This window comes from Lactobacillus sp. RTP31084st1_F9_RTP31084_210423 (genome assembly GCF_040919545.1).
GTDB lineage: Bacteria > Bacillota > Bacilli > Lactobacillales > Lactobacillaceae > Lactobacillus > Lactobacillus paragasseri.
Genome location: NZ_JBCOVH010000001.1, coordinates 412,562 through 425,226, shown reverse-complemented (window position 1 = coordinate 425,226; position 12,665 = coordinate 412,562). Strand labels below are relative to the sequence as shown.

Here is a 12,665-nt window from a genome sequence, read left to right as displayed (position 1 = left end):
TTCATTACTTAATTTTTTTGCTAGAGGAAAGCAAAAAGATTAATTATTTTAGTAGTAATCCGTTGTTGCTCCGACAGAGGTGGAAAAGGTATAACTTTTGGCTTTAATCTTGGCACAGTCAATTGGGGAATACTGGATCCATCACCTTTTTCAATTAATTCTTCACTCTGTAAAAAATAAGCATTTTAAATATTCTTTATTATAAGGAACAAATGAAATCAGACGAATAATTGGGAAGAAAGGGATAGATCTATATTCAACATGTCCTACTGTCCCCCTTGCTGATAAGGTTATCGCATCTTTTTTTACTCTAGGAGTTTTAGTAAAACCGTATAGGCCTTTATCTTTTAGTCCATTTGAATAAATTGGGAAAGGATTATCTGCATTTTTATGTTTGGAATAATTTTTTGGCTTATCTCCACCGGCAAAAATTTCTCCAATATCACCCAGCCTTACCCATTCCCAACTATCGGGAATATCAAACGGCTTTTCTTTATCAGTAATCGGAGGAAGTGGCTTACTCTTCTTAATCTTCTTTTCCTTAATCAGCTGTTCTTTCTCCACCTTAATCTTTTCAAGCAAAACACTAGCTGGTTCATCATGGGGATCTTGCTCTATTAATTTTCCGCGCATTGCCAAATCCAGTACCTTCGACTTCAGCAAAGTCTGAAGTTTTGTGTATTGTTGAGTAGAAGATTCAACTTTGCTCTGATAATGGTGGAAGTGGTATTTTAAGTTCATTAATTAAAGTTTTATTTAGCGTTTTCCCCTTGATAGCAGGTGTAAACTCTCCCATCGTGCTAATTATAGGAAGCAAATAATATAGATAATCCCTAGTTATATAATCTTTATTAATAAAAGGAAAAATAGAAATTATAGCTTCATTATGAACAGCCGGTACATCTAATATACAAACTTTTCCTATAGATAATTTAAAGCTCATCAATAATGTGCCTTTAGGAACTAAATTATTTTTAAAACTATCTTCTAATGCTTGATTTGTTATTTCTTCTTTTAGTTTTATTCAATAATCTTTTATCTTTAATATCACTAATTGAAACCCATGGAATAGTTCCATTTTCCCAATATTTTTTATTTCCTCTTCTTGGCGTTTTTCCTAAAGAAAAACTTACTATATCACCAAACTTCACCCATTCCCAACTATCAGGAATATCAAAAGGCTTTTCTTTATCAGTAATTGGGGCAAGCGGCTTAGTTTTCTTAATCTTTTTTTCTTTAATCAGTTGCTTTTTTTCAGCTTTGATTTTCTCTAAGAGTTCACTAGCTGGTTCATCATCCGGATCTTGTGGAACTAATTTTCCACGCATTGCTAAATCTAAAATTTTTTCTCTCAAAGCTTGTGCATCACAATCTAAAGTATTAATCTTCACTGTCGTCAATTCCTTCTAATGCCTTATTCAGTTCTGCAATTGCCTCGCTAATTGCTTTTGACTTATTATTCATTTCAGACAAAATTTCATTTAACGAACGATTATCTTGCTCTTCTTCATCATTCATCCAAGAAATATCTAAGCTAGTATTAGGGCGCTTTATAATTTCATCAATTGTAAACTTACGCCAGCGACCATTTGGATTCTTTTCTTTATTCCAAGTTTCCTTGCGCTTAGAGCGATCATCAACGCAAAATACCTTTTCAAAATCTTCAAAATCTTTATTATTTAACGGATTACGTTTACCAAATGAACGCATCTGATGACGCATATCATAGATCCAAGTTTCCTTAGTATTATCCTTATCACTTTCACCACGTGTAAAAAACAATACATTCGTCTGAACACCTGGTGCATAAAAAATTCCTGCTGGCAATCTTAAAATAGTATGCAAATTACACTTATTAAGCAAATTTTGACGAATTTTTTCACCAATACCATCTGCAAATAAAACATTATCAGGAACAACAACAGCTGCGCGAGCTTTTCCATTTGCTTTTAGGGAATTATAGATTATTTGTATAAAGTTTAATTGGTTATTAGCAGACGGAAAGGTAATATCATCCCTTCCAGGTAATGATCCATCGACACCAAATGGTGGATTAGTTAACACCAAATCAAAATTCTTCATCCAAGTACCATTTGTAGATAGAGAATCACCTAACTCTAATTTTCCGTCTAATCCATGAAGATATTCATTCATTAAAGCAAGTCTATGAGTATTAGGAACTAATTCCATTCCTGAAAAAGCTTCTTTAACTTGAAATTCTTCTTCATCTTCCGGTAAAGAAGAATAATCATCTGTCTTGTGCTTTAAATAATTATCTGCAGCTACCATGAAACCAAATGTACCCGCTGCTGGATCATTTAATCTTTCTCCAACTTTAGGCTGGGTTAATTTAACCATCATATTAATCAAAGCTCTTGGAGTAAAATACTGTCCAGCATCTGTTTTTACTTCTTCTAAACTTCTTTGCATTAAGCTTTCGTATAAGTTTCCTAAACTTTCTTCTCTTTCAGAAAACCAATCTAAATCGTTAATGTCTTTGATTAACTTTTCTAAAATAGCTGGTGCCGAAATCGTAGTAGAAGCATTGTTATAAATAATATTTACCTTTTTATTAGGAGTTATTTTGGGATTTCCTAAGTCAATTAATAGCTGGCGATAGAAATTTAATAGTTCCAGACCTTCCTTTTGGACTAAATTATTCCATCTATACTTTTCAGGAATACCCTCTTCCTCTCCTTGTTCTTCACACATTTTTAAAAACAGGAGAAAAGTTAACTCAGTTAAATAATCTTGTGAAGTAACTCCACCTTTTCGTAATACTCCTGCTTCTTTCCATAATTTACTTGCAATTTCTTGATTATTCACGAAATTCTATTCTCCTTAATATTTATACATACAAATTTTCATTCAATACATAAATTATTTGATCAGCATTTTCTTGAAAAATTTTCTTCATCTGTTTATACCCGCCCTGACGCTTGAAATACAAATTTTTGTCAAATGCTTCTTCAGCAGTAGGTCCTAAAACTGTATTAACTCTCAACTGATTTTCAATTTTCTTTAGCCATTTTCTTTGAGGAACAGTCCAATCAGCTAATCCATATACTTTCTGCATAGCATTATGAATTCTTACATCATGATCTATTAACTTTGAACCTGTAGTAGCCTGACGAATAAAGCTAATAATATCAGCCGTAGTTTGTACATGCTTAGTGGTTTTCCATGCAGTTTGAAGATCATTTTCTTTAAAGCCATTTTGTTCTAGCTTAAGTTTAATATCTTTCAGTTCATCAAAAGTAAGATCTTTAGGTCTAGTAGCAACAACTTGTAAAGCTGGAATTGCATCAATGTTTTTCTTGATAAAATTATCAAAGTTCTCAATATAATCTTCAGGTTTCTGATTATTCTTTCCATAACCTCGTATTACATTAACTACTTTATCCTCTGCATCAGAAATATATTGAACTGATTTTTTTGCTTTTAGCTCATCAAGTCTTTCAAATTTAGGCCATTGTTCAAGAAATTGCTCTTTATTCATTTTACTTAAGCCACGAGCCCATGCATCAATTGACTTAACTTCAGCTAATCGCTCAAATTCTTTCTTCTTTTGCTCATCTAAGATTTTAACTTTTCGTTCTATTGCTCCTGACATATCAATTTGATATGGAGCAACATCATCATTAATTTCAAAAAAGTCTTCTTTATGCTGCAAGAAATAGTGAACATTATGTCCAGGATTTTTCACCACTGGTTTCATGTTCGTTACCTTATTCATTGCATCATAGATGCCTACTGCATCAAAAATTGTAAACTTAGATTTATTAATCTTAGGACATAATCTTGTTGCACGCCCTAACATTTGCTCATATAGAATTCTTGACTGTACACGTCGTAAAAAAACAATATTCGTAATTTCTGGAACATCTACACCAGTTGTTAAAAGATCGACTGTTACAACAATATTTGGATACTTTTCATTCTTAAATTTTTTAATTTCTGTATCAGGATGTCTGATCGAACCAGTAATCTTTTCAATTGCATCATCATCAACAGGATTTCCTGCATCTTTAAAAGACTGCTTAAGCAATGTAACAACCATATCTGCATGTTCATCAGTTGCTGCAAAGATTAAAGTCTTTCCTAAATCGGAATCACTAGGATCTAAATATTGTTGTGCTAATTGATCACAAACTACTTTATTAAAGTTTTCGTTAATTACTCCCTTATTAAAGTCTTTAAGTTCAAAATCCATATTATCAGGTAACTTTTCTTTATTAATAGTCTTCTCTTCCTGATCAAAAAGATTAACTTCGGCACCTTTTTTAAAATGAATACCTTTCTGAGAAAGTTCTGTTTGAATAATAATAGGAGCATCGTGATCCACCAAGTAGCCATCAAGAACAGCTTGCTGATAACTATATGAATAAACAGGATCTCCAAAGATCTCAACAGTTTGCAAAGCTGGAGTTGCAGTCATTCCTATTGCAGTTGCATCAAAATAATCAACTACTCTGCGGTATTGGCTAACATAGTCTTCCTGCCCGTAATACTTATATTCATTGCTAGACATATCTTTATCTTCTGAATATCCACGATGGGCTTCATCAACAATAATAAAATCATATTGTCCAACAGAGAGTTTTGCCTGATTATCATCATTAAAGAAAAGCCGTTTTATCATTCCTTGTACAGTCGCAATTTGAATTTTTGTAGAAGTATCAGGCAGTTTGTCTGTCAGCTCTTTTAACTCATAAATATCAGCAACAGATTTATTATCAACCTTATTATCCTTAATTGCACCTGCTGTTTGTTTCCCTAATGAGTTACGGTCAACTAAGTAAAGAATACGACGAGCACGTTTATGTTTTAACAAACGATACATCAATGCAATAGCTGTTCTAGTTTTACCTGTTCCTGTTGCCATTGCCAGCAAAATACGCTTTTTGCCATCTTTAATTGCTTCCTCAATATTCTTAATAGCTTCTACCTGATAATCCCGATCAGCGAATTTAGGAAAGTCATTGTCATTAACCAAATCTTGATTTGCCTCATCAGGATTTTTAGCAGTTAATTTCAAAGCCAAATCTTCAGGATGATGGAATTCTTCTAACGCATATGCATTTTCCTTAGGATTTCGTGCATCCCAGAACCAAATACCTGATTTTTCTTTATATTGTTTTAAATATGGACGACCATTTGCAGTATAAATAAATGGAACTTTATAATCTCCCATCTGATTATCGACTAACAAATAATCTGATCTAAATGGCACTTCTCTAGAATATTCTTTTGGTTGAGCCATTTGACCAGCAATGTCTTGATCCCATTTCTTAGCTTCTACGATACCGTAAAATTCTAGCCCTTTAAATAAAGCATAATCAGCACGTTGCCCATTTGGTAACACCCATTCAGCAATTGCCATATTGTGTCCTTTTTTAGGTTCAGTTTTAAGCTTCCAATTGTTTAATTTCTCGGTATCAGCTTCCCATCCTGCTTCTTGCAATTGTTTATCAATTAATTGACGGGTTTCTGCTTCAGTTAATTGATGTTTCTTAGCGAACTTAACACTAATCTTACGCCGTTGTTCTCGAACTTCTTTAGATACCTCTAATGGCTTTTGACCATTTAATGCTACTTCTAATTCTTTTTTTAATTGATCAATCTGGGCTTGCTGTATCTGAAAAATATTAGCTTGATCAATTGGAGTTTGATAGTTAGCTGGATTATCTTGAGAATAAACTTCTAAGAAATAACTCCAAATCAAATGAGCTTTTTTATCAATTTCTAAAGCTTGTTTTTTAGAAACTACAAATTGATGATCATGATCAGCCAAATTTCTAATACGACGAATATCATCTAAATACTTTGTTACAACAGGTGGATAATCAGCACGATATTTTAGTTCATTAATGCGATCTATTTGCTTTAGATTCCAGTCACCAAAACCTTCAAGATGCATAATCTCACGTGTTAATTGTTCTGCGAAATTTCCAAAAATAGCTACACTACTTTTAGGATCAGAATATATTAAACTTTCAGCGCTAGTTGCTAATTTAGCATACTGTTGATAGTCTTTTTTAGTTGTTTCAAAATTAGACATCCTACAATCCTCATTCTTCATATTCTCTGCTTATATTTTACCCTGAATAGCCATTTCACAACAAGTTCATTAAGAATATATGTTCATCAATTTTACATAATAAAAAAATATGAATTAAAAAATACAATTTCAAAAATATTTTCCTTGTTCGCTTTCTTTCAGAACTTATGTTCGATATAATACTTCTATCAAACTTACTTGGAGAAAAATCATGATCTTAAAGAAGCTCTTTCAACCTCGCCGTCATACAAAAGAATTTCATATTTTTATTGATGAAAGCATTTCTTTTCAATCTCAATCTAACAATACAACTGAAAAGTTCTATACAGGCTTTTTAGTCATCTCCACCTTTCAACTAAAAGATTTATATAACCGATATTTTCAAAAAATTTATCATTCTCATTATAAAAAAGAAAAAAAGAGTGTAAATGTTTCAGACACGATGAATCGATTAGCGTTAGATATTGTTAAGCCTTTTCTAACCAATGCTTATATTTACCGACGCCCTACTTACCATAAGAACGATACCACTCTTGATAATACGATTATGCAACAAGTATTAATGCTTCAATCCTACATTTACCCAATTAAGAGAATTATTGAAGATCTACGTCAGCAAAATCCTGTTATTAACTTAAAATTAAATATTTACCTTGATCAAACTAATTTAAATTCTCAGCTTGAAAGTGAATATTTTAGCTGCAAGCTACTTTCTCAAATTATCAAAAATCTAGGCGAGGAAAACAACGTATTTTTTACTTATCAAACATGCGATAGTAAACAAGAATTAGGCATTCAAATGGCAGATATGCTCGTTGGTGCTTATCGCAAGCAAGAAAAATATGCTGCAAATGATGACAATACTACTCTCATTCCTTTTAACGTTACATCAATGATTGATACTCTAGCTTTTCAAAATCAAGATACTTTCTTAAAATTATATGGTTTAGTAAGTATTACTATGAAAAGTCCTACTAAAAAAGATTTAACAGCTTTCAAGAAATTTCTAAAAAATGCGCTAGATTCTGATTCTTACCAATATCCAAAAAGAAATAACTTTAATACTATAAGAGACAAATTAACTAAAGCAAAAAATAAAACTTATCAAGAAGAATTCAATCGCAAACTTGTCAGAATCTTAGTTTCACTAAATAAGTCCTTGACTAAAATTTATGGAAATAAATTACCCAAAGCTTATATCAAAAACTTAAGTCAAAAATATAATCGTAATAATTGTAATCGTACGATCGCTAATATGCAGAGAAATATAAACAAATTACAAAAAATACAATTAAGTATCTTTAAGATTTTTAAACTTAAGATCTCTTTGAGAAGATTTAACAAACAATTGGATAAATTACTATAAAAAAATACCACTCAAATTATCTTTGAGAGGTATTCTTTACGATCAAAAGCAATTACTTTCTAAATAGTCGCTCTATTATTCTTCACTATTCAATTCATCTAACATATCCTGCATATCAATATCGTCAGGTTGAACTTGCAAATACTTCTTGATCAATTCCTTAGTTGTTGGGATCTCACGCAATTCATAGAACAAGTTAATCATCTGTCTTAAGAAACTTGCATTCTTTTGAAAGGCAGGATAAGCAAGCAAAAATTCACTCTTGGCCTTATCATAGTCTTCAAGTCTTTGATATGAGATAGCCATATTCCAGTGAGCTTGTGGTTCAAGTTCTTCATCATCAAGATCCTTAAATAAGGCGATATTAGCTTCATCTTGGTGCTGGTGGAGATACAAGTTAGACAACTGCAAACGTAAGTCACTATTGTCTGGAGCAATCTCTAGCCCCTTCTTAAGCAAGCGTTCTGCTTCGTCTAACTGATTTAAGTTAGCAGCTGCTTTAGCACCTAAGCTATATAAGACCTCATCTAGTTCATTATAAGAAAGTCCCGTCTGAGCAGTTCTCAATACTTCTTCATTGTTATCCTCTGCTGCATAAGCCTGTGCAAGTAATGGATAGGCATTTACATAGTCAGGTTGAGTTTCTATTACTTGATCTAAGTACTTAATTGCTTCCTTATTATCGCCCGCAGATAACATAATTAAACCTGCTTCATATAATGCATCAATGCTCAAAATATCATTTTCATGACTCTTAATCTCGTTGGCCGCTTCTTCGTACTCACCTAATTTTGCAAGACAGGCAGCGATTCTTTGACTTAGGACTACTTCGCCAAAGGTCTTGTTTTCTTTTGCAAGCTCTCGGTATAGTCCTAATGCTTCACCATAATCGCCACTTAAGTAGTCAAGTTCAGCTAAGCCAAAGTTAATTGCATCTTCTTCAGGAGCTAATTTATGCGCTTCTAGAAGCTTTTGACGCGCTGTTTCAATCAGACCATTACTTTGGTAATAATCAGCTAAATCAAGTAAGCTCTCGATATAAGCATCACTTTCCGGCTTTACATCATATAGAAGCTGCAAACCATCATCTTCATCGCCAACATTTAGTAAAATTTCAGCTAAGTATACCTTAAACAAATCTTCTCTTGGAAACTGAGCAATCAAATAGCGGTAAACTTCCTTAGAAAGATCAGTAAAACCAAGATCAGTTAAGTTTTCAGCTAAAGAAGCTAAAACTTCCGGATCATCATTTTCAAGTGCTTTTTTAAGAAGAATATGATTATCAGAAAAGTCATGGTTTTGAATTGCATCTAGTAGTTGTTCAGAATAAGTCATTTTTTCACTCTTTTCATTTGTGCTAACACAATAATTGTACACAAAAAACGTGCCAAGCTATACAACTTAGCACGTTTTTATTTTGCTAGTAACTGAACAATTACTTAACAGCATCCTTAAGAGCCTTACCTGGCTTGAATGCAGGAACCTTAGAAGCTGGGATTTCGATTTCAGCCCCAGTTTGTGGGTTACGACCCTTACGAGCTGCACGGTGACGTACTTCAAAAGTACCGAAACCGATCAATTGAACTTTTTCACCTTTAGCAAGATCTTCTTGAATAGAGCTAAAGATTGCATCAACTGCAGCAGCAACTTCTTTCTTGGTTAAGTCAGTTTTAGCAGCAACTTCAGAAACTAATTCTGCCTTGTTTGCCATTCCACTTCACCTCCTGAAATGAACTAATAGTATTTTAAAACAAAACCTTTAAAAAATAAGAAAAATGATTTATTCATTTATTCCCTGCAATAAAATTAGCACACTAAGACGCTTAGTTGCAAGCTTTTTCGCAGATATATCCCTATTTTTTTGAAATTTTAGGCTTATTTACGTTTTCTAGCTAAGATTTTAATTGGTGTTCCCACAAAATCAAAGTTTTGGCGCAATTGATTAATTAAAAATCTCTGATATGAAAAGTGCAATAATTCTGGATCATTTACAAAAACAACAAATGTCGGCGGAGTTACTGCAACTTGCGTCATGTAGTAGATTCTTAATCTCTTTCCGTTAACAAGTGGCGTTGTCGTAATTCTGGTTGCCTCAAGTAGCAAGTCATTCAAGACACTAGACTTAATGCGACGAGTTTGATTATCGTGAACTTCTTTAACTAGTTTCAAAATATCAGGAACTCTTTGACCAGTCTTTGCCGAAACGAAAACAATTGGAGCGTAGTCCAAGTATTGGAACTCCTGTCTAATTGTATTTTCAAAGTCCTTCATGCTTGTGCTATCTTTTTTAGGAAGATCCCACTTATTTACGACAATAATTACTCCTCGGCCTGCGTCGTGAGCATAGCCAGCAACATGCTTATCTTGTTCACGAATGCCTGTGCTAGCGTCTAAAACTAAAAGTGTAATATCACTTTCTTCAATAGCACTAATTGCTCTTAGAACTGAATACTTTTCAGTCTTCTCGTAGACCTTGCCACGGCGTCTAATTCCGGCAGTATCGACAATAGTATACTTTTGCCCATCATTAGTAAAAGTCGTGTCTATGGCGTCTCTCGTTGTCCCTTCGATGTTAGAAACAATTACACGTTGTTCACCTAAAATAGCATTTACTAGTGAGGATTTTCCTACATTAGGACGACCAATTACACTAAATCGAATCGAATCATCTTCATGTTGATTGGCCTTATCGCCGAATTCACCAACAATTGCATCAAGTAAATCACCCATACCAGTTCCATGACTACCAGAAACAGGAATTGGGTCGCCCAAACCTAAACTATAGAAATCATAAATATCAGTTCTTTGTTCAGGATTATCAACCTTGTTAACTGCTAAAATAATTGGCTTCTTAGTTCGATAAAGCATCTTAGCAATTGTTTCATCCATATTAGTCATGTGTTGGGTCACATCTCCCAACATGACAATTACATCAGCTTCATCAATCGCAATTTCAGCTTGAGCCTTAATTTGCTCTTCGATTTCACCGGAGTCTAAAGTAATACCACCAGTATCAATTAGGATAAATTCATGGCCCATCCATTCAGCACGAGCATAAATTCTATCTCTGGTGACGCCAGCTTTATCCTCGACAATAGCTACGCGAGAATTAATAATTCTATTAAAAATAGTTGATTTACCAACATTTGGTCGTCCAACTAATGCAACGATGGGTAATGACATATTATTTCTACCCCTTTCTATTTATCTAAGAAATAAAAAAAGCTGACCGGAGTCAGCTTTTTTAGACGAATGACGATTAATCCTTATCTTTAAGTTGATCACCAATAATGTCACCTAAAGCAAAACCGTTGTCATTGTCATTCATGTACTTATCAGCTACAGAATCTTGACGACGACGTGGACGTGAGTTTTCACTCTTAGCAGCATTAGGATCAGCTTGCTTGATTGACAATGAGATTCTTCTGTCACTTGGGTCAACGCTCAAAACTTTAACTTTAACAGTTTGACCAACCTTTAAAACATCACTTGGCTTATCAACGTGCTTGTTAGCAATTTCTGAAACGTGTACTAAACCTTGGATTCCATCAGCTACTTCGATGAATGCACCGAATGAAGTTAAAGTCTTAACTTCACCTTCAATGATGTCGCCTTCATGTAAACCTTCAGTAGCTTCTTCAAATGGGGATGGTAAAGTTTGCTTAATTGACAGGGAGATTCTGTGTCTATCGTCATCAATACCGATAACTTTAACCTTAACATCTTGACCAGCCTTCAATACATCACTTGGCTTGTCAACATGCTTGTAAGAAATTTCTGAAATGTGAACTAAACCGTCCACACCACCAACGTCAACAAAGGCACCAAAACCAGTTAAACGTGATACTTTACCTTCAACAGTATCACCTACAACTAATTGAGAAGCAACGTTTTCGAATGCTTCTTCACGTTCCTTTTCGATTAAGTCTTTTCTTGAAAGAATTAATCTGTTCTTGTTAGGATCAATTTCAGTGATCTTCAAGTTCATCTTCTTGCCAATGTAAGGCTTCAAGTCAGAAACGTAACGGTTAGAAATAAGTGATGCTGGTAAGAAACCACGTGTACCAACGTCAACTAATAAACCACCGCGAACAGCACCAGTTACAGTACCTTCAACAGTCTTGCCTTCTTCAAAGACCTTTTCTAATTCCTTGTAAGCTTCTCTTTCCTTCAAACGAGTAACTGAGAAGAAGAATTCGCCGTTTTCTTTATCGCCACCAGCTCTTCTAAGAACTAAAGCTTCAAACTTATCACCAGGTTTTACCAATTGGTTCAAATCTGCGTTACGGTCATTAGTGAATTCACGTTTAGTGATTACACCTTCAACACCTGCATTTTCAACACCAACAGCGATTTGTCCATCTTCAACACTTAAAACTTCAACGTTAACAATGTTGCCGACTTCAACTCCCTGCATTTCTTTTAGAGCATCTAAGAATTGATTACTATTATCTGTCATAATTACCTCCCAATATCATACTTTATTTTAAAGTACTTGATGTCTTTTTTCCACACTTTTGTTTAATTTTTTTGCTTTTTTTGAATTATCTCGCTGATTTTAGCTACAACCTCATCAATAGTAAGGTTTGTTGTATCTAATTCAATTGCATCCGCTGCTTTTTTTAATGGTGAAATTTCACGATGAGAATCTTTATAGTCGCGAACTTCAATATCATGTTCAATATCTTTCAAGTCTTGGTGAATTCCTTTTTCTTGAAAATCTAAAAAGCGTCTCTTAGCTCTTGATGCCACACTAGCGATTAAGAAGATTTTTACCTCAGCATCTGGTAAAACTGTCGTCCCAATATCACGGCCATCCATAATAACATTATGTTTACCAGCCATTTCACGCTGTAATTCAACCATCTTTTCACGAATTGACTTCAAGGCTGACACTTGAGAAACATTCTCAGTAATTTCTGGAGTTCTAATGGCAATTGATACATCCTTGCCATTTACATAAACCTTCTGTTCTCCATCTTCTTGCTTAAATTCAATTGTGCTCTTGTCAACCAGGTCTAAGATCGCCTTTTCATCCCCATAGTCAACGTGATTGTCGTGTGCAATTAATGTACATGCTCGATACATTGCACCAGTATCGATATAAATATAGCCTAAATTATGCGCGATAATTTTAGCAACTGTACTCTTCCCCGCTGATGCAGGACCATCAATAGCTACTTGCATTAAAAAATTGAGTCCTTTCTTTTTCATTCAAAGTAAATTCTACCATAAAAC

At 33.9% G+C, this 12,665-nt stretch carries 10 protein-coding genes and 1 pseudogene; 1 reads left to right on the top strand and 10 read right to left on the bottom strand.

Going from position 1 to position 12,665, the window contains the following annotated elements; translation table 11 throughout:
* Positions 1–20: 20 nt before the first annotated feature.
* From AB5359_RS02175 to hsdR, 5 genes and pseudogenes are all read right to left on the bottom strand, one after another.
* A pseudogene (locus tag AB5359_RS02175) lies at positions 21–633 on the bottom strand (restriction endonuclease subunit S).
* Positions 634–697: 64 nt separating this feature from the next.
* A complete protein-coding gene (locus AB5359_RS02170) occupies positions 698–943 on the bottom strand; it encodes a restriction endonuclease subunit S (protein ID WP_368280131.1) in 246 nt (81 codons plus the stop codon).
* A gap of 37 nt (positions 944–980) precedes the next feature.
* Entirely contained in the window at positions 981–1,391 is a 411-nt protein-coding gene (locus AB5359_RS02165; RefSeq protein WP_368280132.1) for a restriction endonuclease subunit S, read from the bottom strand.
* On the bottom strand, positions 1,381–2,826 hold the full coding sequence (locus AB5359_RS02160) for a class I SAM-dependent DNA methyltransferase (protein WP_048686595.1): 1,446 nt from the start codon (positions 2,824–2,826) through the stop codon (positions 1,381–1,383). The genes AB5359_RS02165 and AB5359_RS02160 overlap by 11 nt, the downstream gene beginning before the upstream one ends.
* A gap of 22 nt (positions 2,827–2,848) precedes the next feature.
* Entirely contained in the window at positions 2,849–6,061 is a 3,213-nt protein-coding gene (gene hsdR / locus AB5359_RS02155) for a type I restriction-modification system endonuclease (protein WP_077410407.1), read from the bottom strand.
* Between the two features lie 211 nt (positions 6,062–6,272).
* Between hsdR and AB5359_RS02150 the strand changes: the two genes are divergently transcribed.
* The gene (locus AB5359_RS02150; protein ID WP_048686593.1) at positions 6,273–7,427 is read left to right on the top strand and encodes a DUF3800 domain-containing protein; all 1,155 of its coding nucleotides are present in this window, start codon (positions 6,273–6,275) and stop codon (positions 7,425–7,427) included.
* A gap of 75 nt (positions 7,428–7,502) precedes the next feature.
* Here AB5359_RS02150 and AB5359_RS02145 read toward each other — a convergent pair whose 3' ends face one another.
* The 5 genes from AB5359_RS02145 to cmk form a co-directional block, all read right to left on the bottom strand.
* Positions 7,503–8,762 (bottom strand): tetratricopeptide repeat protein, encoded by a 1,260-nt coding sequence (locus AB5359_RS02145; protein ID WP_048686591.1) that lies wholly within the window; start codon positions 8,760–8,762, stop codon positions 7,503–7,505.
* Positions 8,763–8,862: 100 nt separating this feature from the next.
* Positions 8,863–9,138 carry an HU family DNA-binding protein gene (locus AB5359_RS02140; RefSeq protein WP_003647403.1) on the bottom strand — a complete coding sequence of 92 codons (276 nt, stop codon included), beginning with the start codon at positions 9,136–9,138 and terminating at the stop codon, positions 8,863–8,865.
* Positions 9,139–9,302: 164 nt separating this feature from the next.
* Entirely contained in the window at positions 9,303–10,610 is a 1,308-nt protein-coding gene (der, locus tag AB5359_RS02135; protein ID WP_368280134.1) for a ribosome biogenesis GTPase Der, read from the bottom strand.
* Between the two features lie 76 nt (positions 10,611–10,686).
* On the bottom strand, positions 10,687–11,886 hold the full coding sequence (rpsA, locus tag AB5359_RS02130; protein WP_020807025.1) for a 30S ribosomal protein S1: 1,200 nt from the start codon (positions 11,884–11,886) through the stop codon (positions 10,687–10,689).
* A 62-nt stretch (positions 11,887–11,948) separates the two neighbouring features.
* Positions 11,949–12,614 carry a (d)CMP kinase gene (gene cmk / locus AB5359_RS02125; protein WP_039156388.1) on the bottom strand — a complete coding sequence of 222 codons (666 nt, stop codon included), beginning with the start codon at positions 12,612–12,614 and terminating at the stop codon, positions 11,949–11,951.
* Positions 12,615–12,665 lie beyond the last annotated feature (51 nt).

Coding starts and splice junctions, on each gene's coding strand:
- AB5359_RS02170 (WP_368280131.1), bottom strand. CDS start 943: ATGAGCTTTAAATTATCTATAGGAAAAGTTTGTATATTAGATGTACCG.
- hsdR (WP_077410407.1), bottom strand. CDS start 6,061: ATGTCTAATTTTGAAACAACTAAAAAAGACTATCAACAGTATGCTAAA.
- AB5359_RS02150 (WP_048686593.1), top strand. CDS start 6,273: ATGATCTTAAAGAAGCTCTTTCAACCTCGCCGTCATACAAAAGAATTT.
- AB5359_RS02145 (WP_048686591.1), bottom strand. CDS start 8,762: ATGACTTATTCTGAACAACTACTAGATGCAATTCAAAACCATGACTTT.
- AB5359_RS02140 (WP_003647403.1), bottom strand. CDS start 9,138: ATGGCAAACAAGGCAGAATTAGTTTCTGAAGTTGCTGCTAAAACTGAC.
- der (WP_368280134.1), bottom strand. CDS start 10,610: ATGTCATTACCCATCGTTGCATTAGTTGGACGACCAAATGTTGGTAAA.
- rpsA (WP_020807025.1), bottom strand. CDS start 11,886: ATGACAGATAATAGTAATCAATTCTTAGATGCTCTAAAAGAAATGCAG.
- cmk (WP_039156388.1), bottom strand. CDS start 12,614: ATGCAAGTAGCTATTGATGGTCCTGCATCAGCGGGGAAGAGTACAGTT.